Source organism: Dehalococcoidia bacterium, from assembly GCA_022451965.1.
GTDB lineage: Bacteria > Chloroflexota > Dehalococcoidia > Lucifugimonadales > Lucifugimonadaceae > TMED-70.
Genome location: JAKUNJ010000003.1, coordinates 1 through 22,661 on the forward strand (window position 1 = coordinate 1; position 22,661 = coordinate 22,661).

General features: G+C 29.2%; 19 protein-coding genes and 2 tRNA genes. 10 read left to right on the forward strand and 11 right to left on the reverse strand.

What is annotated here, in order from left to right:
• Window positions 1-282: MFS transporter (locus tag MK083_00665; protein ID MCH2672967.1), on the forward strand; the 282-nt coding region annotated here is incomplete at its 5' end.
• A 1-nt stretch (window position 283) separates the two neighbouring features.
• Here the strand turns inward: MK083_00665 and MK083_00670 are convergent.
• A complete protein-coding gene (locus MK083_00670; protein MCH2672968.1) occupies window positions 284-1,573 on the reverse strand; it encodes an MFS transporter in 1,290 nt (429 codons plus the stop codon).
• A gap of 531 nt (window positions 1,574-2,104) precedes the next feature.
• Between MK083_00670 and MK083_00675 the strand changes: the two genes are divergently transcribed.
• Window positions 2,105-2,686 (forward strand): hypothetical protein, encoded by a 582-nt coding sequence (locus tag MK083_00675; GenBank protein ID MCH2672969.1) that lies wholly within the window; start codon window positions 2,105-2,107, stop codon window positions 2,684-2,686.
• Here the strand turns inward: MK083_00675 and uvrC are convergent.
• Genes uvrC through MK083_00695 form a run of 4 tightly spaced genes read right to left on the reverse strand, consistent with a single transcriptional unit; the run spans window position 2,672 to window position 6,387 of the window.
• A complete protein-coding gene (uvrC, locus tag MK083_00680; GenBank protein ID MCH2672970.1) occupies window positions 2,672-4,519 on the reverse strand; it encodes an excinuclease ABC subunit UvrC in 1,848 nt (615 codons plus the stop codon). The genes MK083_00675 and uvrC overlap by 15 nt on opposite strands.
• Window positions 4,512-4,766, reverse strand: coding sequence for a hypothetical protein (locus MK083_00685; GenBank protein MCH2672971.1), 255 nt, complete (start codon window positions 4,764-4,766; stop codon window positions 4,512-4,514). The genes uvrC and MK083_00685 overlap by 8 nt, the downstream gene beginning before the upstream one ends.
• Window positions 4,750-5,469 (reverse strand): cytidylate kinase-like family protein, encoded by a 720-nt coding sequence (locus tag MK083_00690; protein MCH2672972.1) that lies wholly within the window; start codon window positions 5,467-5,469, stop codon window positions 4,750-4,752. Before MK083_00690 ends, MK083_00685 begins: the two co-directional genes overlap by 17 nt.
• Window positions 5,470-5,490: 21 nt before the next feature.
• A complete protein-coding gene (locus MK083_00695) occupies window positions 5,491-6,387 on the reverse strand; it encodes a tyrosine recombinase (GenBank protein ID MCH2672973.1) in 897 nt (298 codons plus the stop codon).
• An 88-nt stretch (window positions 6,388-6,475) separates the two neighbouring features.
• Here MK083_00695 and lgt point away from each other — a divergent pair, with 88 nt between their 5' ends.
• Window positions 6,476-7,306 (forward strand): prolipoprotein diacylglyceryl transferase, encoded by an 831-nt coding sequence (lgt, locus tag MK083_00700; protein ID MCH2672974.1) that lies wholly within the window; start codon window positions 6,476-6,478, stop codon window positions 7,304-7,306.
• Between the two features lie 7 nt (window positions 7,307-7,313).
• Here the strand turns inward: lgt and recJ are convergent, their stop codons facing one another.
• Both recJ and fabF read right to left on the reverse strand, forming a co-directional pair.
• Window positions 7,314-8,981: a single-stranded-DNA-specific exonuclease RecJ gene (recJ, locus tag MK083_00705; GenBank protein ID MCH2672975.1), complete on the reverse strand. Its 1,668-nt coding sequence runs from the start codon at window positions 8,979-8,981 to the stop codon at window positions 7,314-7,316.
• Window positions 8,981-10,225 carry a beta-ketoacyl-ACP synthase II gene (gene fabF / locus MK083_00710; protein MCH2672976.1) on the reverse strand — a complete coding sequence of 415 codons (1,245 nt, stop codon included), beginning with the start codon at window positions 10,223-10,225 and terminating at the stop codon, window positions 8,981-8,983. The genes recJ and fabF overlap by 1 nt, the downstream gene beginning before the upstream one ends.
• 101 nt (window positions 10,226-10,326) lie before the next feature.
• Here fabF and mtaB point away from each other — a divergent pair, with 101 nt between their 5' ends.
• Complete coding sequence (gene mtaB / locus MK083_00715; protein MCH2672977.1) at window positions 10,327-11,598, forward strand: tRNA (N(6)-L-threonylcarbamoyladenosine(37)-C(2))-methylthiotransferase MtaB; 1,272 nt, start codon at window positions 10,327-10,329, stop codon at window positions 11,596-11,598.
• Here the strand turns inward: mtaB and MK083_00720 are convergent.
• Window positions 11,591-12,430, reverse strand: coding sequence for an MBL fold metallo-hydrolase (locus MK083_00720; GenBank protein MCH2672978.1), 840 nt, complete (start codon window positions 12,428-12,430; stop codon window positions 11,591-11,593). The genes mtaB and MK083_00720 overlap by 8 nt on opposite strands.
• A gap of 211 nt (window positions 12,431-12,641) precedes the next feature.
• On the opposite strand from MK083_00720, the gene MK083_00725 reads away from it, so the two are divergent.
• The 4 genes from MK083_00725 (at window position 12,642) to MK083_00740 (ending at window position 15,071) form a co-directional block, all read left to right on the forward strand.
• Window positions 12,642-14,138 (forward strand): leucyl aminopeptidase, encoded by a 1,497-nt coding sequence (locus MK083_00725; protein MCH2672979.1) that lies wholly within the window; start codon window positions 12,642-12,644, stop codon window positions 14,136-14,138.
• 14 nt (window positions 14,139-14,152) lie between these two features.
• Window positions 14,153-14,902 carry a hypothetical protein gene (locus MK083_00730; protein MCH2672980.1) on the forward strand — a complete coding sequence of 250 codons (750 nt, stop codon included), beginning with the start codon at window positions 14,153-14,155 and terminating at the stop codon, window positions 14,900-14,902.
• An 11-nt stretch (window positions 14,903-14,913) separates the two neighbouring features.
• A tRNA-His gene (locus tag MK083_00735) sits at window positions 14,914-14,989 on the forward strand.
• 5 nt (window positions 14,990-14,994) lie between these two features.
• A tRNA-Arg gene (locus tag MK083_00740) sits at window positions 14,995-15,071 on the forward strand.
• A gap of 41 nt (window positions 15,072-15,112) precedes the next feature.
• Here MK083_00740 and MK083_00745 read toward each other — a convergent pair.
• Together MK083_00745 and MK083_00750 are read right to left on the reverse strand one after the other, a co-directional pair.
• Entirely contained in the window at window positions 15,113-18,436 is a 3,324-nt protein-coding gene (locus MK083_00745; protein MCH2672981.1) for a TM0106 family RecB-like putative nuclease, read from the reverse strand.
• A 403-nt stretch (window positions 18,437-18,839) separates the two neighbouring features.
• A complete protein-coding gene (locus MK083_00750; protein ID MCH2672982.1) occupies window positions 18,840-19,454 on the reverse strand; it encodes a LysE family translocator in 615 nt (204 codons plus the stop codon).
• 81 nt (window positions 19,455-19,535) lie between these two features.
• On the opposite strand from MK083_00750, the gene MK083_00755 reads away from it, so the two are divergent.
• Complete coding sequence (locus tag MK083_00755) at window positions 19,536-20,702, forward strand: aminotransferase class V-fold PLP-dependent enzyme (GenBank protein MCH2672983.1); 1,167 nt, start codon at window positions 19,536-19,538, stop codon at window positions 20,700-20,702.
• Here the strand turns inward: MK083_00755 and MK083_00760 are convergent.
• A complete protein-coding gene (locus tag MK083_00760) occupies window positions 20,699-21,727 on the reverse strand; it encodes an aldo/keto reductase (GenBank protein ID MCH2672984.1) in 1,029 nt (342 codons plus the stop codon). The two genes, MK083_00755 and MK083_00760, sit on opposite strands and share 4 nt — an antisense overlap.
• A 63-nt stretch (window positions 21,728-21,790) precedes the next feature.
• Between MK083_00760 and MK083_00765 the strand changes: the two genes are divergently transcribed.
• A complete protein-coding gene (locus tag MK083_00765; GenBank protein ID MCH2672985.1) occupies window positions 21,791-22,660 on the forward strand; it encodes a DMT family transporter in 870 nt (289 codons plus the stop codon).
• Window position 22,661 lies beyond the last annotated feature (1 nt).

The following is a 22,661-nucleotide window of genomic DNA, read 5'->3' on the forward strand; positions in this document are numbered from 1 at the left end:
GTAGTTCTTGGTGGGAGTCAAGCTTTAGCAAGAGCATGCTTTTCTATGATGACTCCAATTAAGAAATCGGCTGAATTTTTTGGATTTTATGCATTTACTATGAAAGCAGCTTCAGTAATTGGGCCCTTAATATATGTAGCTGCTGTAAACTCGAGTGACGAAAAGGTTGGAGTATTAATTATTTGGATATTAATAATTGCAGGAACATTATTATTATCTACAGTTAATGTTAGAGAAGGAATGAAGGTCGCCGAGTTAGAAAACTCAGCCTCTAAAAAATAAATTAAGTCTTAATTCTTACTTCTCCAATTTCTTCATATGAATATTTTCTCACTCCCGAAAGACCGTACCAAATTATTAACACTACAAGGATAGACACGACGCCTCCAAGAACCATTGTATTTCCCGCACCAATAAAATCAGACATTATTCCAACTTCCCATTTACCAATTCCATTGGCAGTCATTGCCGCTAAAGAATGTGCAGCTGTAGCTCTTCCTCTCATATTATCAGGTGTTGTTAGCTGAACGACTGTTTGCCTCATTGTCATACCTACGGCATCTGCTGCGCCTAATGCAACAAGAGCAAATATACCTATATAAATCGATGTTGACCATCCAAATATTATCAATAGAAAACCATAAACTAATGTTGCGTAAAGTACAATCACTCCCTTTCTTTTTAATTTATGAGTATAAACAACTAGTAAGCTTCCTAAAATTGCACCAACTGAATTAAAAATACTTAAAGTAACAACAGCACCTCTTCCACCTTGATATAATTTGCTCGCGAATAATGGAAAGAGTTCTCTATAGTAAGAAACTACAGTCACTCCGATATCAAGAATGTATAATCCAGGAAGTATTGGATGAGATTTTATATATTTGAATCCTTCAACTATATTTTTATTCACTGACTCTGATTTAGTAATATCTAAAGCTCTTCCACTTTCTTTTATGAATAATGGTGAAATTACACTTATAAAAGCCAAAAAAGTATTTATCCAGAAAGATAAAATAAGAGATTCACTCCCACTATCACCCGTATTTAACAATATTATTAAAGGAGTTACTATTGTACCAATCTGCCAAGTTATAGTATTCATAGCTACAGCATGCCCTAAGACATTTCTTGGGACAACTCTAGCTGTAAATGCAGATCTTGCAGGTCCTCCAAAAACACTACTTGCAGCAAGTATTCCAGAAACTAGATAAACATGCCATATTTCCAAGCTTGAAGTTGACTCAAGTATTGCCATAGAACCAATAAGAACTAAACTAAATAATTGAGTGAATGCTATAAGTTTTTTTCTATCTACTCTATCAGCAAAAACTCCTCCATATAAATTAGCTGGCAATCTTACTGCTAGTTCAATTAATCCTAGCCAAGCCAATGTAGATCCTTGACCAGTTCGTTCATAAAGCCAAATTGCAGTAATAATCATCCTTAGATTCATAGTTGCAGTTGCTGTGACAGTTGAGAACCATAAAACTCTATAATCAAAATAAAGGAAAGCAGACCATATTCTTAATTGATCTACATTTGCCTTTTCATTACTACTTTTACTATTCATACTTGTTGGAAGTATAACTAAAAAAATTGAAAAATTATTATAATTTTCAATCTAAATCTATATATTTATTAATATTTAGATAAATTTCCTCTAAAATGCCTTTTTATATTTTGAGTTTATTTTTTTATAAATATTATAATTTTTTATATTTTTATATTTGAAAAGGTTCTAATTAATTTATAAATTTAGTAGAAAAAATATATTTATTATTGTTTCTACTAAATTACAAAAAAATAACTATTTTTTTAAATGTAACACTTATGGGTATATTTCAAAAAAAAAAATTGCATAGGTAAAAAAATGTTTCTTTTAAGATTCAAGCTAATTTAATAAACAAATCAAATAAATATTATGATCTGGTAATAATCTGTGTATTTTAAAGAATATTTGTTACTTTATTTATTAATGTAATTTATATCTATAAAAATATTTTTATGAATATCCGTAATTAAGTTATCAGTAATATTTTTTCAATTTTTTATATTATGCTTCTATAATGCCTCTATTATTCCTGCATTATGGAAAGTAATTATGAACATAGAAAATAATAAAATTCCAGATTATTCTTTATCTGAAAGTATTAAGTTTGTTGAACCTTTCGCATTTTCAAGCTTTTCTAGTATAAATAAGAACCAGTATGCTAGTTTAAGGGGTTTCAATGCTTCTGGTGGTGCTTATAACCTTAGATTATCGTCCGCAAGGCTCTGGGGCCTTCTTACAGATGGTAACCCTTTCTCTTTAACAACTCTTTCTAATCAAATATTCAACTCAAATTCTGAAAATTATAAAATAGAGGCAATTTATAAAGCTTCTAAAACTTTTATAATATTAAACCGCTTATCTAGAGACTTGCCTATATCACCTTCAACAAATGATATATCAAGGATAATTCCACAAAAAATTTCTAGTAAAAACTTAAGAAAAATTAAAAACTTAATTTTAGATTTACGACTACATAGATCAAATTTCATCCAAGAGGATAAACAAATATTAGAAACTAAAGAAATAAAACTAGAACTAAGTGGAGTAAGTATTGAAATAGAAGAATCTAAGGAATCATTGCTTGCTGCAATAAAATTATTGGAATCTAGATTAGATTTATTTAGAGTTTAGTGTTTCTAGTATACTTTTAGCCAAACTCAGATTTATATTTTTTATTGAAATCAATTCTTTTATAGATGCTTTTTTAATTTCCTCTGTAGAACCAAATTTTTTAAGTAATGCTTTTTTCTTTATTTTTCCAATCCCATCAATAAAATCTAACTCTGATCTTATAGCTTTTTTTTGTCTTATATTCCTATGGTAAGTTACTGCGAAACGATGAGCTTCGTCACGAACTCTTTGTAATAAGTATAATCCTTGTGAAGACTTATCTAAAATTATTGGTTCCTCACTATATGGCATGAAAATTTCTTCTTCTCTTTTCGCTATTCCTGCAATTGGAATATCAGAAAAACCTAGTTCAAGTAATATTTGAAGAGCAGAACTTAATTGACCCTTACCTCCATCAATTAATATCAAATCAGGCGTCTTAGAAAATGAATCTAGTTTTTTATTAATCTCTTTGTTTTTATCTAAAAGTTTTTTATATCTTCTATAGATAACTTCTCTCATAGCTTCAAAATCATCATTTTTATCTTCTGATATCTTAAATCTTCTATAATCTGACTTTTTGGGTATTCCATTTTCAAATACTGACATAGATGCGACAACATTTGATCCTTGAATATGAGAAATATCAAAACATTCAATCCTGTTAGGCAGAGATAAAAGACCAAGTTCATTTTGTAAATCATTTAGGGCTATTTTTGTTTTCTTTGAATCATTGATCCACTTAATTTGCCATTGTTTTAATGATTCTTTTGCATTTGTAATGCCCATTTTTAATAACTTACTTTTTGTACCTCTTAGAGGTATTCTTATGTTAACGGTTTTATTAGATTTATTTTCTAAAAAATCTTTTATTATACTTTTTTCTGATGGTAATTCTGAAACTAAAATAGATTTTGGTATAAAAATGGATTTTGAATAATAATCAAATAAGAAAAGTCTTATGATTTCATTTATTTCTGTAGATTCAGTTCTTTCTATTCTAAATTTTTCATGAGCAATCATATTTCCTTTTCTAATATTAAACACAACTATCATTGCTTCGTTTTTATTTTTTACACAAGAAATTAAATCGAAAGTTTCATAATGTAACCCAGAAACCTTTTGTTTCTCAAGCATTTTTTCTATAGATCTGATCCTATCTCTGTATACAGCCGCTCTTTCATAGTTTTCTTCTTCTGAGGCTTTTACCATTTCTGTCTTTATCTCTTTGACTATTGAAGATGTTTTGCCACTAAGAAAAGTTTCTACATTATTAATAATTTGTTCATATTCTTTTTGATTGCTATTACCAATACAAGGAGCCTTACATCTACCTAGATCAAATTCTAAGCATGCTTTCAGGTCATTACCTGTAATTTCTTTAGTACATGTACGGTAGGGAAATATTTTTGATAATAAATCTAGAGTTTGTCTGACGCTAGATATAGATGAATAAGGACCATAATATTTATTTTTATCTTCTTTGGGATTTCTTGAAATTACAATCTGTGGGAACTTTTCAGACTTAGTTATTTTTATATATGGATAAGATTTATCATCTTTTAATCTAGCATTATATTTTGGTTGATATTTTTTTATTAATTGATTTTCTAGAAGAAGAGCTTCTTGCTCAGTTTCTGTTACTATAAAATCAAAGTCTTCTATATTTGATACCAGCTCTATAATCTTTGGAGTTAAATCGGGTTGCTGTGAAAAATAATACCTTAATCTATCTTGTAAAGAATTAGCTTTTCCAACATAAATTATTTCTTTTTTGGTATTTGAATGTAAATAAACTCCAGGCTTTTTAGGAATATCTTTTAATCTATTTTTGAATGATTCTGAATTAGCCAAGAATAAAAGTTAATATTACAAGTATTACTATAAGAGAAGACGAAATGATACCCATTTTTCTTAATTCTAGAGCAACTGAATTGTTATAAATTACTATCTTCTCATTTACTTTATTAGATGAAGATTTAGATTCATTTGTTTCTATCCTTTGTAAAGAATTATCAGCAGGTTGAGAGGAATCGAAGTTTGTTTGTTTGAAAACATTAGGTTTACTATTTTTTCTATTCTTTTTACTTTTTTTTGGCATTGGATCTTTTCATTAAATATTTTTTTGCATTTTCACATATATCATCGATTATTTCATCTTCTGATAAAAGCTCAGAATTAAATATAATATTAAATATTGATGGATCTAAAGGTTGTTTTTGAAAAACATTTAAGTAATAATTTTTCTTTCCTTCATCGTATTCTACTACCTTTTGTCTAGATTCTTCCTCAGAAATATTATATTTTTCAGCATACTTCTTTATTCTTACCTCTTCATCGCAATAAATTCCAACTTTTAAGGCATTTGGGTCATTTCTTAGCACTCCAGAAGCTCCTCTTCCCAAAATAAGGACACTCCCCTCTGATGCAATTTCTTTGATAACTTTTCGAATTGCTTTAGTAAAATCTAAATTTTCGCTTAATTCCTCAGTATGAGGAAAGTCTTTATAAGGTTGAGAAAGTAGATTTTCAACACCTTGGCCAAAAAAAGGATCTGCTCCACCGCCAGCTAGTGCAGATTTCTCTAAGGCTTTGAGAAGTCTTTCTGAGAGTTTCTCAACTAAAGATTTTTCTTGAGGTTTTTTTTCAAGATCTAAAATTTCACCTAAATGTGTATCAAGTTCTCTAGCAACTTCAGATAAGATAACTCTATCTACAAAATCTATTTCTAATTTTTCTGATACTTTTTTGCCGATATTTTGATATCCAGAACCCAGATAACCTTCTAATGTAACAACAGGCATAAAATTCTCCTTTTTTACATTTTATTTATTTCCTCTTGGATGCGCAATATTATAGTCTTCAATAAGTTTTTGATTAGGTATTTTAGTGTAAATTTGTGTTGATTCTATAGAACTATGACCTAAAAATTCTTGCACATGCCTTATGCTAGCGCCACCTTTTAAAATATGTGTTGCAAAGCTATGTCGAATCATATGTGGGGTAATATTTTTTGTTATACCTTTTTCCAATCCTCTTTTTTTTAGGCTTCTCCATACATATTGCCTTGATATTATATTTGAATTTTTATCTGAAAAAAGAACAGAGGAAAAATTATTAGATTTTGAAAAAAAGGGTCTTATATTTTTGATAAAAAATATAAGACATTTAACTGCATTTTCATAAATAGGTAATATTCTTTCTTTGTTTCCTTTACCTCTTACTTTTACAGAGTGATTATCTAGGTCTAATTGTCCAAGTTTTATATTAATTACTTCACTAACTCTAAGCCCTGAAGAGTACATCAACATAAATATACAACTATCTCTATAGTAAAATTTATTTTTATTCTTGAAATCTAGCAATAGGTTTATATCTTTTTCACTTAGAGGTTTTGGAATAGGAGTGGATACTTTTGGAGACCTAATATTTTCAAATATTTCTTTATAAACATATTTTTCCTTATAAAGGAAATCAAAAAAAGACTTTATAGATGCATACTTTCTTTTATAAGAGCTTTCAGATAATGATTTTCTAATTGAGTTGAAATAAATATTTATGTCTTTAGTGGATACATCAGCCCATTCGAACTTATCTTTTTCTTCCATAAAATTCGCAAATAATTTTAGGTCATTTGAGTATGCCATTAAGGTGTTGTTACTATATCCTTTTTCTGAAGATATAAAATTATAAAATTTTTCTAAATTATCATCTAAAAACATTTTTACTAAAATCTCTATAAAAATAATTGAATTTTTTTTTTGAATATTTAATATATAGATAGAAATTTCAAAACTATTCTTTAATAATATGATAAAAATACCTTTCGATCCTATGATATTTCAGTTCGAATATTTAGCATTATCATGGCATGGTTTTTTTTCACTTGTTGGTGTTATAGCAGCAATTTATATTGTCTTAAAGCAATCAAGAAAAGCGGATATTCCGGATGATTTGGTATTTAATGTTGCTTCTTGGGGTGTAATTGGTGGCATCATTGGAGCTAGATTAGTCCACATAATAGATAATTTAGACTATTACATAGATAACCCATTATATTTCATTTATATATGGAAAGGTGGAATAGGGTTATGGGGAGGAATTATAGGCGGTATTTTAGGAGGAATTTTATATCTGAAGATATCCAAAGCAACCACTGAAACTATGGGACAGCTCATGGATTTTGCAGCTCCAGCAATGCTAGCAGGTCAAGCTATAGGAAGAATTGGTGATATAGTCAATGGAGAGCATTGTTCAAGAGCAACAGATTTGTTTTTTGGGTGGTATTTTTCAAATCCAAATTCTCCAGGTTACTCTTGTGTGATGAGGTCTCAAAATTACAGTAATTCCCACTTTCCTCCAGGCACTAGTCCAGATACAGCAGTACACCCAGCTGTTGCCTATGAGTTTATTTGGGATGTTCTAGGAATGATTTTTTTAGTTACACTTAGAAATAAACTTAAGCCTTTGGGAAGTCTCTGGTTTGTTTATTTAGCATGGTACAGTCTAGGAAGATTTGCTATTCAGTGGGTAAGATTGGATAGAACTTATATTTTAGGTTTTCAGGAAGCACATTTTATTGCTATTATTTGTTTTGTAGTATCAATTGCATTTCTTGGTATTAAGACTAGAAAAGCTTGATTCAAAGCTAACAATTTTCAATTTCGAGTAATTGTAGTTTTTTTTGAATTTTACCATTCCAATAATCATACCGTAATTGATATATAAAATTTATGTATCCATTATTAATTTCTATGTCTCCGCAGTTGAAATAAATAAAATCGAAAATTTTATCTCTTGCTGAAATTTGACCTGACATATGATTTTTATCTTTTCCTATTTTTCTGTAATTTTCTAGATTAGCTCTTTTAGCCAAAAAAATAGGAATAGGATTTTTTTCTCCAAATGGAGATAGACATCTTATTTCGTCCCATAGTTCAAAATTTAATTCAGATATAGATAATTCAAGATCAATTTTATATTTTTTTGTAGAATTTAATTTTTTCTTTGAAATATTTATATTAAATAAATCATTCTTGAATGATTCTAAATCCTTGGCATAAATAGAAAAACCAGCAGCGCTTGCATGCCCACCAAAGCTTAAATAATAATCTTGTAATTTACTCAAATTATCAAATAAATTGTAATTATCTCCTGACCTTGAGGAAAATCTACAAATTTTATTTCTTTTAGCAAAGCATAAAATAGGTTTAGATAAATTTTCGACAAGTCTTCCTGCTAAAGGACCAAGTAAACCTAATGGATAACCTGAGCAATCCAATATAATAATAGGATTAGTAAATTGAGAGTTAATTTGTCCTTGAACTTCATCCCATAGCTTTCTAGATAGATCTTTTCTTTTATCATTCATTATCTCTATTTTTTGAGATAAATTATGAGCAGTCTTAGAATTTTGGCTAGTTAATAAATTTAAGGCTAAGTAAGCATCTTCGATTCTTCCCGGGGTATTTATTCTTGGTGCTAATGAAAATGATATATATTCACTCTCAGGAGCTTCATAAAAAAATTTCTTACCAACTAAATTATTCAATGCCCTGATACCAAAATTTTTGGTTTTAGAAATTTCAAATAATCCATTCTTTACAATAATTCTATTGTTATTTAGTAATGGTGCTACGTCTGCTATAGTTCCTATAGTTGCTAAAGAAGTAATTCCATCTTTCATTGGGATATTAAATTTATCGAATAATGCTTTAGATAATAGCCAAGCTACGCCAGCTCCTGAATAAATTGTTTTATTATTTTCAAATACAGGATTGATTATTGGATAATTATATTTTGTTTTTTCGGGAATATGATGGTCTGTAATAACAAAATTTATTTTTTTTTCATCTATAAGTTTATCTATTAATTCATTAGAATTTGTACCTGTATCAACAGTAATTATCAAATCACATCCTAGATCAATTAGTGTATTTAATCCATTTAATGAAATTCCATGTCCTTCATTTTCCCTGTGAGGTATAAAAGGTTTTGGATCTGCTCCAAGTGTTTTTAAGGTTTCAAAAAGAATAGCTGTTCCAGTTAATCCATCGGCATCGAAATCTCCATAAATTCCGATTTTAGATTTTGAATTAATTTTAGTTGAAATCATTTCTACAGCTTTTTCCATTTCAGAAAATTCGTATGGATCAATTTTTTCAATATCAAAGTCCTGTAAAAATTTTTTTCTATCTTTATCTTTGATCAATCTATTATCAAGAAGAATTTCTAATATATTTTTGTTTGATAATATTTTATTTTTAGAATTTTCTTCTTGAATAGTAAATTTATTATTTTCAATACTTACAAGCATTATTGATTAGGATAGTCTTGAAATAAAAGAGAGCTATTGTGACCACCAAAACCTAAAGAATTAGAAATTGCTGCAGGAACATTTCCTTTTAAGGCATGATTTGCAACATAATCTAAATCACAGTCAATATCCGGGTTTTCTAGATTTATAGTTGGGGGAACAACTTTTTCATTGATTGCCAATACGGTAAAAGCAGCTTCAATTCCTCCGGCTGCACCAAGTAAATGACCTGTCATTGATTTTGTTGAAGAAACTTTAATTTTTTTTGAATGGTCACCAAATGCTCTTTTTATTGCAATAGTTTCAAATTTATCATTTAGTGGGGTAGAGGTACCATGAGCATTAATGTAGGCTATTTTTTCTTTTTCCACTCCAGCGTCTCTTAGGGCTAAGTTCATAGCTTCGGCCGCACCTTCTCCTTCTGGATGTGGTTGTGTTACATGATGAGCATCGGAAGTTGCACCATATCCTGATAGTTCAGCTAAAATTGTAGCACCTCTTTTAAGAGCATATTCTTCTTCTTCTAGTATAATTATTCCAGCACCTTCTCCTAATACAAAGCCATCTCTTTCTGCATCAAAAGGTCTTGAAGCTTTTGATGGATTATCATTATTTGTAGATAAAGCCCTTGCAGAATTAAAACCAGCAATTCCTATTGGGCAAATTGCTGCTTCCGAACCTCCAGCCAAAACAATATCAGAATCTCCTCTTTGAATCATTCTCATTCCTTGACCTATAGAATCTGCTGCTGAAGCACATGCAGAAACAGTAGAAAAATTTGGTCCTTTTGTTCCAAGCATCATAGAGACTTGACCAGATGCCATATCACTTAACATCATTGGAACTAAAAATGGATTTATTCTATTTGGTCCTTTCTCTTTTAGAACATCAAATTGTTCACTTAAAGTTATAATTCCACCTATGCCACTACCAATTAATACTGAAAAACGATTAACATCAACTGATTCAATAAATATACCTGCATCCTTTATAGCTTCTTTAGCGGCAATACATGCAAACTGAGAAAACCTATCGAGCCTTTTAGCAAATTTTCTTCCTAAAATTTCATCAGGTGAAAAGTCAGTAATTTCAGCCGCAATTTTTGTTTGGAAATTTTCAGTATCAAATGATGATATTTCTTTGATACCATTCATACCTGTAGTGATACCTTTCCATGAGGAATTTCTATCAAGGCCTAAAGGGGTTATTAATCCTATTCCTGTTACAACTACTTTTTTAGTCATTTTTACTCCTAAAATTCAAAGAAATAGCATCGATTCAAATAATAGAACCAATTCAACATTATATACTTAAGTTTTATAAAGATAATGATATTTGTAATTAGATGAAAGTCTATATAGAAACTCACGGATGTAAACTAAATACAGCTGATTCTCAAAGAATTTCAAAAGAAATTCTATTAGAAGGATTTACATTAACTGATAACATTGAAAATTCTGATATTTATATCCTTAACACTTGTACTGTAACTAAATCAGCAGATAAAAAAGCTAGAAACAGATTACGTTTTATAAAAAAAAATAATCCTGGAATTCATTTAGTTGCTACTGGGTGTTACCCTCAAAGAAACGAATCTGAAGTTTTATCTTTGGGAATAGTTGATACTATTATAAGTAATGATAAAAAAAATCAGCTTCCTGTAATACTTTCAGAAAAATTCTCTAAAAATATACCACTTATTGTTGAGCCCAAAATTGAAGATATTTTAATTGGAAGAACAAGGGCTTCTATTGCAATTCAAAAAGGTTGTAATCAAATATGTAGTTACTGTATTGTACCTAAGGTTAGAGGTAGGGAAAATTCTATAGATCAAGATGAAATAATTAATCAAATAAATTATTTAGTTTCTAAAGGATGCAAGGAAGTAGTTCTAACTGGAACTCAGCTTGGAACATATGGATATGACCTAAAAGAAATGAGTTTATATAAATTATTAGTAAATATTTTGAATAGAACAAATATAACTCGATTAAGGTTATCATCTGTTCAACCCCATGAATTTAGTGATGAAATTTTAGATCTTTGGACAAATAAAAATTATAAAAATATATTATGTCCTCATTTTCATATTCCTCTACAAAGTGGATCAAACAATGTTTTGAAATCAATGAGAAGGAAATATACAACAGATCAATTTACAAAAATAGTGAATAAAATTAAACTTACAATTCCTAATTCTTCAATAACAACAGACATTATAGTTGGTTTCCCAGGAGAAGAAGAAGAAGATCATTTAGACACAAAAAAATTATTAATTGATTCAAATATATCTGAAATACATGTTTTTCCATATTCAATTCGACCAGGCACTTCAGCATTTTACCTCAAAGATAAAATACAAACTTCCTTAGTAACAGAAAGAGCTAAAGAAATTAGGAATATTTCTAGGCTACTCAAAGAAAAATTTCTGAAATCACTAATTGATACAGAACAAAAGGTCTTATGGGAGAATAAATATAGAAATTCAGGTTATACAGAAAATTATTCTTATTTTTCTTTAGCTAAATCTGAAAATAAAAGAACAAACACTGCTATAACAAAAGTAAAAATAGAATCTATAGAAGATAATAATCTTGTAGGTATTATTTCTAAATAGCTATAGGTTCTAGTGATAATGTTTGATTCATTCTCTTGATATAACCAGCATATTCTTTATATCCATGTGCAAAAACCATTAACCAACCTTGTTGTTCACATTGAGCTATAATTCTTCTTTTGATTTCTAGGGTTTGATCAGGATATCTGTCATAGGCTGTAATATAAGCCAATGGTAGGTGAGAAGGGGCAGGTATTAATTCTGATAAATAAACTATTCTTTCTGAACCAGCATTAACTTTTACTATTTGGTGACCTTCAGAATAACCATCTATCATTTCACAGAATACACCGGGACTAACTTCAGTATCTCCTTCTATAAATTCTACCATTTCTCTTTCTTCAAGAATGTTAAGATGATCAACTGGGTGGCCATATGCTGGAAGCAATCTTTCATCTTGATTGAAGGCTTCATCCCAAGCAGACTTTTGAACTACGTATTTAGCTTTAGGAAATGTAGGAATTAATTTTCCTTCTCTATCTAGTGAAGTTGATCCACCTGAATGGTCAAAATGTAATTGAGTTAGGATAACTTTATTTACATCTTTTGCTGAAACACCATTAGATTTTAAGTTTCTAATAAGCCTAGATGAAGCATGCCCATAAATTTCTCTATTAATTTCAGGTTGTTTTGATCCTATACCTGTATTTACTAATATATTTTCCTCACCACTCCTAATTAGTAGAGAGTTTAGGCCAAGCCTTACTCTATTTTTTCTATCTGGCTTAGCTTGTTTTTCCCAAAGAACTTTAGGCACCGGACCAAAGAATGGTCCACCATCTAACAAATATGAACCATCACTAACTACTTTGACTGAATTTATACTTTTCAATATTTACCCCCCAGTAAATTTTTTGAATTTAAACAAAATCTAATCTCTATTCAAGAAAAAAGAAAGGTACCAAAGTACTTATTTTTGAACTTTTTTAGTTAAAGTTTTGAACAAATTCAAAAATCTAGTTCAAACAAGAATAATAATATTCATTTTGTTTTTGTATAAATTTAGTATTAGAATTTAAAAAAAATAAAAATAAGATACAAATATGAAAAAAATAAATTATAAAATAATAAAAGATATTCAGTATAATTCAAAATCTGATTCATTAGTTATTGGTCTTTATAGTAATAATAAATTTGATTTCAAAGATTTAGATAATATGTCTAACTCAATAGTTTCAGAAATGATTTCTTCAGAAGAGCTTAGTTCTGAAAGTGGTAAAGTTGAAATAATATATACTCCAAATAAAATTTTTAAAAATAGTAAATATTCTAAAATCTTTGTTGTAGGTTTAGGAGATATTGAAAAAGCAAATAATGATTCTATACGCTCAGCATTTGCAAATTTGGGAAGAATATCTCTTGCGAAAAATATCAATGATATATCTTTTTTAATGGATTCAATAAATAATAAAACTCAAAATTCTGATAATTTTATACTTTCAGCTTTTGAAGGATTTTTGTTAGGTAGATATGTATTTGATAAATATAAGTCAGGTTCTAAAAATGAAAATGAAATCACAAATATTTTGATAATATCTAAAATTAAAGAAGATCAAATTAGGAGCATAATCGAAAAAGCAATCATAACTTCTAGGGCTGAAATGAAAGCAAGGAATCTAGTTAATGAGCCTGCAAATACCTTATCACCTTCTGAGTTATCTCAATATGCACAAAAATTATCTAGTAAAAGTATTCAATGCAAAATTTTAGACGAGGATGAATGTCAAAAACTTGGAATGAATGCATTTTTAGGTGTTGGAAAAGGCTCAGTTGAGCCTTCAAAGCTTATTCATCTCTCATATAAACCAAAAAAAGAAGAAAATTCTATCTGGTTTATTGGTAAAGCTATTATGTTTGATAGCGGAGGATTATCTTTGAAACCTTCAGGGTCAATGCTTTCAATGAAAGGTGATATGGGCGGATCTGCATCTGTAATTTCAGCAATCGAAGCTATCTCAGATCTTAGATTAAATATTAATGTAGAGGCATTATGCTTAGCAACTGAAAATATGCCAAGTGGTAGTGCACAAAGACCAAGCGATGTTGTTAAAGCTATGGACGGAACATTTATAGAAATTGAAAATACTGATGCAGAAGGTAGGCTGACATTAGCAGATGGTGTTACTTACGCCAAAAGATTGAATGCTAAAGCAATTATAGATGTTGCAACATTAACAGGAGCAGCAGCAATAGGGCTTGGTAGGGGTAATATTTCAGGTTTTTCAAATGATAGTGAATTAATGGAAAAAGTTATCAGCGCTGGTTTAGAGACTGGAGATACAGTTTGGGAACTTCCATTAGATTCAATTTCAAAAAAACAAAATAATTCCTTGATAGCTGATATAAAAAATACGGGAGGTAGAAATGCTGGATCTATAACTGCGGCTCATTTTATTCATCATTTTGTTAAGGATACTCCCTGGGTTCATCTAGATATAGCAGCAAATATGATGACAAATTCTGATGATAGATGGCATAATAAAGGTGCAACTGGGATACCTACAAGATTATTGATAGAATTAGCAAATATATTGCAATAATAGAAGAGGGAACTATGGAAAGATCTTATAAATCGGTAGAAGTAAGTAAAGAAATATTAGATAGATTTAAGAAAGTGCCAGTTGCAACAGTTTGGTCATGCTTAAATATTTATTTGGGTGTTCCATTACCATATATGGAAGGAGTTAGAACAATGACTCCCAATAAAAGACTGGCTGCTAGAGCAAGGACATTAAGGTTTTTGCCACCAAGATTAGACATTGATTTTGAGACAAAGAAAGATATGGAAAAATCACCAGAAATGCTAGCAATGTCTAGATGTGGAGAAGACGATGTTCTTGTAGCAGATATGATGGGAGCTAAATATGCAGCTATAGCTGGAGATGTGAAATTATTGCTACTGAAAATGAATAAAGCAGCTGGATTAGTAACTGATGGAGCAATCAGAGATTTGGATGTCCTAGAACAGGAAGGTTATGACTTAGTTGTTTATGCTCAAGAAAGAACACCATATGGAGGTAGGCCATGGGCAGAACCGGCGGAAGAAAATATTGATATACAGTGTGGAGGAGCACTGGTAAGACCTGGAGATGTGATAGTAGGAGATAATGATGGAGTAGTAGTTGTACCTTCTTGGTTTGCTGAAGAATGTATAGAGTGGGTAGAGGACCTTGAAGGAGCAGAAGCTTTTGTGAAGGAAAAAATTATTAAAGAAAACGTTGTTCCTGGCAAGTATTATCCTCCTTCTCATGAGACAATTAATGAGTATCGAAAATCCATAGGTAAAGGACCTGCTAATAATTAGTACTACCCATGGTGGGCGTGGTGTAGTGGTTAACACGACCGGCTGTGACCCGGTAGATCGAGGGTTCGATCCCCTCCGCCCACCCCAGATATGCGCCCGTAGCTCAATTGGATAGAGCATCTGGCTTCGAACCAGAGGGTTGGGGGTTCGAGTCCTCCCGGGCGTGCCAAAAATAATTTAAGAGTTTTTAAGTTTTTTTATTTTTGGATCTCAGTCAAGTATGTTTATTAATTTATCAATATTATTGTCAAGAGAATTTAACTTGCAAAAATAATTCAATCTTTCCATATCTTCTATTGAGGAACAATAATAACTTAGTAATCTTGAATTGAGCAGAATTATTGCTAAACACTTTGCTCTTGAAATTGATACATTTAATCTCCTAAAGTCAAAGAAAAAGTCTGAACCTCTTGGGATATTTTCTGGGTCTGAAGAAGCATACGATACTATTACAATTGGGGCTTCTTGCCCTTGAAAATTATCTATTGTACCTACTTGTGCTTCTGGAATTTCTTCTTTAATTAAGTTAACTTGAGCATTAAATGGGCTAACAATTAAAATATCTTTTTGAGTTATTTTTTTCTTCTCATTTTCTCTATTTATCCAAGTGTTATTTATAAGTTTTTTATATATATTTTTCGTGAATTGAGCTTCTTCAATATTTTGCACTGAATAATCAGAATGATTAATATCTGCCACAAAAATACCATTATGAATTTCTTTATCCTTAATAATTATTTTTTGATTTTTATTCAATTCATCGCTATGGAGTCTTTTTTCATAAAAACTATCTGAAATAAACTCACAAACACTTGAATGCATTCTGTAACTTTTGTCTAAGAAAATACCCTTATCATTGCTTATAGTATTTTTTTCTGAAATCAAATACTCAATAGGTGATAAGGATGATTCTCCTTCTATATTGCCAGTAGTTGGTTGAGGTAATTGCATGTGATCACCTATAAGAACTATATTTTTTGCAGATAAAGAAGAAGCTATAACTTTTGAAATACTCATTTGACCTGCTTCATCAAAGAAAATGTAATCAAAATTTTTATCCTCTTTACTATTTATCCTATGATTAGAATTTGATAGAGCCCAAGTTGTACCTGCTACCAATTGGTAATCTTTTACGTTAACTTTGTTAGTATCACCTATTTGTATATTTGAAAATAGGTGATCAATTTTTTTTGAACTAGACTTATATATCCCTTTGAAATAGACTTTACTTTCAACAGCAAAGTCATCTATTGATTTAATAAGGTTTATTATAGCTTTGTGAGAGTGACAAACGATTGCAATTCTATAGTTTGATTCAATAAGATCTAAGATTATTCTTGAGGTTATAAAGCTTTTTCCTGTCCCAGGTGGTCCTTGCATGACAATATAAGAATTGTTCATATTTTTTATTCTATTTTTTATAGCCTGTATTGAATTATTAAATTCAAACTTTCCTTTATATGAAGTATCTTTTTTATGTAACATAGATTTTATTGCGGGGTAAGAATTTTTATAGCTATAGTCTTTTATGAATTCCGCAACAGCATTATCAATAGATTTAGTATTTAGTGGCTGTGAAGGAGTCAATGATAAAGGTGGTATTTTATTTTTACCTAATCTTATCTTCACTTCAAAGTTTTTGTAATCAACAGATAGGATCATAGCAGAATTCTCACCATTCTGATCTAAAACGGAGTCGCCGGGTTTCATTTTAGTAATTTGTTCGGGATATTTGAAATTAAGTATTTTATAGTTTCCATCATTACTTTCATTAGTTAGATTTAATCCACCAATACAACTATTATCTTCTATAAGATCTTCCGTATCTTTTTCTTTATTTGAAAAAAAACTCCACCAGTCAGGTCTTTGTTCTTTTCTATTATAAAAATTTAATTGATCTAAAATGGGTTTAATATCTTTTTCAGATTCATCAAGATTTTTTATTGTTAAACTAAGATTTTTTTCAATCTGAATTTGTTCTAGATTTGATTCACTAATTTTTTCATCAATTAAATTTTTATTGAAATTTATGTTCTTTGGTTTTATTTCATTAAGCCAATTTTGAAGATAAATTAATGATTTGCAATCTTGTTGATTGTACAAAATTATTTCTTCTAAAATTTCTTCATGCCCACTATCTAAGTATTTTTCAAATGCAACTAAACTGTCTTGACCTGATGAAATATCTTCTTCTCTATTAATTTGATAGAACTTTTCAATAGTTTTTAATTTATAATTTTCTGCTGATATAAGTAGTGAATCTTTAACTACTTTAAATAAGTCAATTAATTTTTTTTCTCTAAGAATATAATCAACCTCAAATATTTTAGTTTCATATTTTAGAGAAAGTTTTTTTAATGCTGTTTCTTCATAAGCATTGTAATGATAAATATGGGCATCTTTATATTTTTTTAGATGAGAAAAAATAAAATCAATTAGATCCTCAAATGCTTTTTTTTCTTCTTGATGATTTATAGCTAAAAACTTCAAAAAAGTCTCTTGACCAAAAGATCTATAATAAATCCCAAATAGGTATTCTAAGCCTGATGATTTAGAATTATCATCGAAATACATTGGATATCCTTCAATGTCAAAAAATAGATCATTTTGAGATGGTTCTGGTAAGATTTCAAAACCAATTAATTTATTAGGATCGTTAATTTCTTTTTTTTGGTTAAATATTATTTTATATTCTAATTTTTTTGAATTTCGTTCGTTTAACTGCAAAGAGGATTGTAGTTTTAGAATCTCTAAAGAATTTTTATTTATTCCCTTGATTTGAATATTTGAATCTATTTTAGATAATTTTTCAAGAGTATCAATATTTTGGTTTTGTAGGAATTTTATTTGATTTTTTTTAATATTTGCAACTTGATTTAGGTGATCTTCTTTTTTCCAATTGGCTTCGCATAGCAGTTTATAATCACATACGTTACATAAATTACATTTAGAAGCTTCAGGGATTTCATTTTGGGAATTTATAAAATCTAAAATTCTATTTTTTATATTAAGAAAATATTCAAAATACCTTCTTATTTCAATATCATGTGAAGATTTATCTCTTAGAATTATTTTTCCAGAATTTGGGAGTAAACTATATTTTTTATCCAAAATATAAGAATAATGACATAATTGTAAAATATTTTCAGGCTTTATTCTGAATCCAGATTTTACATCCCAGGGCTCATAATAATTATCTTTGAATACTAAAAAGTCTGGTGATCCTGTAAATTTTTTATATCTTAGGTATGGTTGATAAATAATTTTTTCATTTCTTTTTATTGCTTCATCTGTTAGTTCTTCTTTTTCTTCAAAGCTAAGATTTTTATCAATTTCATAAATGTTTTCAGATTTTCTTAAGTCGTCTAAATAATTTCTTTCATGTTCTATTCCAATTTTTCTTATAATTTCTAACCAAGGATCATAATTTTTAGAAAAATCTTTGGGAGTTTCTAAAAAGTCTAGCCAAGTTTTATGCTGGCATTGAGAAAAATCTTGTATTGAATAAGCTGTTATGTTTTTATTTTTTTTCAATTTTTATATACAAATATATGAATTAGAATAGATGATTTATTTTTTCTTAACAACCTATTTGGCACATTCTTAAATAATAAAACCCACCTCCAGAGTAAACTGCCTGAGCATCAACCAGTAAGCCAAAGAAGCGGGCTTATTTCTTGATAATAAATCAGATAGCATTATTTACACAGGGTAAAAACTCTTAAAAACTTTTCGTCGCCGAAAGCCGAAAAAGACCACTACTTTTCAGACTATTATCTAGCAGTTCCTCTGAATATTTATCAAGTTATTAGAATAATAATATAAAAATAATAATAATCAATAAATTTTTTTCCCAGAAAAATGGAATTTTTATTTTTATGATGAGTATCCATAAATATAGCCATTTTTATATGTATATTAATACTTTCCCAGGTGTCTAATTTATAAGTAGTTTATATACGATGAATAATGAAATTCCAATCAGTATCATACTAGAACTTAGATTTAATATTTTTTCTTTATTTAAAAATTTCCTAATAGCACTATTTCCTACAGAAAATGAGACAAAGGTATACCAAAGAAAATCTATTATTGAAGCAATAGAAGCAAGATAAAAGATTTGAAAAATAGTAGTTTCAGATTTAATGAATTGAGAAAAAATTGCGAAGAAAAAGATTGTTATTTTTGGATTAAAGAAACAAATCAAAAAACCTTCTATGAAGTTTTCTGTGAGTAATTTTTTTGAAATTATATTTTGTTTTATGTTTGAATTAGATCTAAGAATTTTTATTGCTAAGAAAACAAGATAGATAACTAATATTAATGTTAGATAATCTAATACTTTAGAATTTATTCTAAAGAATAAAGATATTCCTATGATTGATATCATGCAGTAAAAGAAAATGCCTACAGCGTGACCTAAGCCTGTTGTTGTTCCGCTTAATATACCGTTTGCTATTCCATTTCTAGATATTAAAACTAAACTTGGCCCAGGTGATGCTGCACCTAGAAAGCAGGTAATAATAACTTGTAATAAAATGAACGTATTCAATGTTAATAATTATTTACTTATCATCATAAAATATATTTCATAGATATAATACAGTTAGCAAAATAATCCAAAGAGGTAGCTATGACACAAAACGGGAAGCATTTCCTTCAAATTCCTGGGCCTACGAATGTTCCAGATAGTGTTTTAAGGGCAATAAGTTATCCAACTATTGATCACAGAGGTCCTGAATTTTCAAATATGACTAAAAATATTATCGAAGGATTAAAGGAAGTTGTAAAAGGAAAAGAATCAACTCCTATAATTTTTCCATCATCAGGTACTGGTGCTTGGGAAGCTTCTTTGGTAAATATACTTTCAGAAGGTGATAGAATACTGATGTTTGAGACTGGTCACTTTTCTACATTATGGAAAACTATGGCTGAAAAATTAGGATTTAGAGTTGACTATATTAGTGGAGATTGGAGATCAGGGGTTGATGCTGAAAAAATTGCTGATGTTATAAAAAAAGATAAAGATCACAATATTAAAGCTATCTGTATGGTTCATAATGAGACCTCTACTGGAGTAACTTCAAAAATCCCAAGTATAATAAAAATGATTAAGTCTCTCAGGCATCCAGCCATAATAATGGTAGACACAATTTCTTCGCTTGGCTCTATTGATTATTCTCATGATGAATGGAATGTAGATGTTACCATAGCAGGATCTCAAAAAGGCTTAATGTTACCGCCTGGTATAGCATTTAATTTTGTTAGTGAGAAAGCTATAGAAGCTTCTAAGTCTAATAATTACAAAAGATCCTTTTGGGATTGGAATGAAATGATCACTAATAATATTAATGGATTTTTCCCTTATACACCTTCAACTAATATTCTTTTTGGCTTAGAAGAAGCGTTGAAATTATTAAAAAAAGAAGGACTTGATAATGTTTTTAAAAGACATGAAAGGCATGCAAATGCAACTAGGCTTGCTGTAAAAAATTGGGGATTAGAATTACTTCCATTAAACGAGGATGAATACTCAAATTCATTAACAAGTATTATCTTTAAAGAAGGAGTTAATGCTGACTTTATAAGAAAAATTATTCTAGAGAAATTCAATACATCTTTAGGCACAGGATTGGGGAAATGGTCAGGAAGAATAATCAGAATAGGCCATTTAGGAGACTTTAATGATCCTATGTTATTGGGAACATTAAGTTCCGTTGAGATGGGATTATCACTAGGAGAAATAGACTATAATTCTGGAGGCGTTAAGTCTGCGATGAATTATTTAGAGAAAAACTAAGGAGTATTCTGAATTCTTCTAGGTAAATTACCAACGCCAGCTTTATTTGTTTGAGGCAAAATTTTATCAATTTCTTCTAGATCGTTATTGGATAATTCTACTCCTGAAGCTTCAGAATTGGATTTAACTTGTTCAACCTTAGTAGCTCCAGCTATAACAGAACTTACTGATCTTTTTGATAAAAGCCAAGCAAATGCTAGCTGAACCATAGTAATTCCTTTATTATTAGCCCAAAGTTCTAAGTTTTCTATAATTTCAAAATTTTCATCATTTAGCCATTTTTCACTCCATGCAGTATTTCCACCAGCTAATCTACCATCCTCTGGTATAAGATCTCTTTTATATTTTCCTGTAAGAAAACCTGATGCAAGAGGAAAGTAGGGGAGTATTCCAACATTATATTTATCACATGCATGTATGAGTTCAGATTCTGGTTCTCTTTCGAACATAGAAAACTCAGGTTGAATAGTTGCAAATTCAGCCCATCCATATTTTCTTGAAATATGAATTCCTTCGACTAATTCAAAAGCCATATAATTAGAGCATCCAATATATCGAATTTTACCTTGAGTAACTAAATCATCTAATGCTTTTAGAGTTTCTTCTTGTCTGGTGAAAGGATCAAAAATATGAGTTTGATATAAGTCTATATAGTCAGTCTGTAATCTTTTTAAGCTTTCATCTACGGATCTTTTTATATGCACTGATGATAACCCAGATTTATTTGGGCCTTCATTTACTCTTTGAGCTACTTTTGTATCAGTAGGAGAAGGCATGGGATTCATACCACCTTTTGATGCAATAATATATTGATCTCTATTTTCTTTAGTTGCTTTTCCAATGTATTCTTCAGAAAGACCATTAGAATACATGTCGGCAGTGTCTAATAAATTTATACCATGATCCAAAGTTGATTTAATGATTATCTCAGACTCTTTGTAATTTAATTTTCTTCCAAAATTATTAGTCCCAAGGCCAATTTCAGAAACTAAAATTCCTGAGTTTCCTAAATTCCTATAATTCATTTAAATCTCACTTCTATTTTTTTTTTACTTTTTACGATAGTATCTAAAAAATTCTCTTAAAAAATGACGTTATTTGCAACTTTTTTAATACTTCTTTATTGTTTAGGACATTCGTATTGGAATTTTCTTGTAAAAAAATCTGATAATCCTCAAATAATGCTCGTCTTAATTGCTATTGGTTCATGGGTAATATTTTCTCCACTAGCAATTGGTTACATTTTGATAAATTCTATCAGTTTAGAATCGTGGTTATTCATATTAATTAACTCAGTTCTTCAAGTTTTTTATTATGCTTTTTTAGGTAAAGCATATAAATTAGCTGATTTATCTATCGTATATCCTCTAGCAAGAGGGAGTGCTGTTTTCTTTATTCCATTTTGGGGGATGATCTTTTTAAATGAATCGGTAACATTCACAGCGATAATTGGAATATCAATGATTTTTATTGGACTAGTATTTATTTCTTTAATTCCAGTAATTAATAAAAATATAACCATAAATAAAAATTTACTAATAGGTATTTTTTTATCAATATTGGTAGGATTAAATATTTCACTTTATACCATAGTAGATAAAAAGGCAGTATCATCGGTACATCCTTTCATTTATCCAATATTAATTACGATTGGAGGATCTTTAGGAGCTATTTTATTTACAGGTAGTAAAAATAAAATAGAAGATTTAAAATTTCAATTTAAAAATAATTATCTTACAGTTATAGGTGGATCAGTAATTATGTATATTGCATATTCCGTGATGCTTTATGCTTTAAATATTTCTAAAATGAGTTATGCTGCTACAGCTAGAGAATTAACTATAATGTTTGGAATTATATGGAGCTATTTTTTCTTAAAAGAAAAACTAACAATAACTAGATTTTTAGCGATATTAATAATTTTTTTTGGAGCAATAATAATTTCTATATCAAAATAAA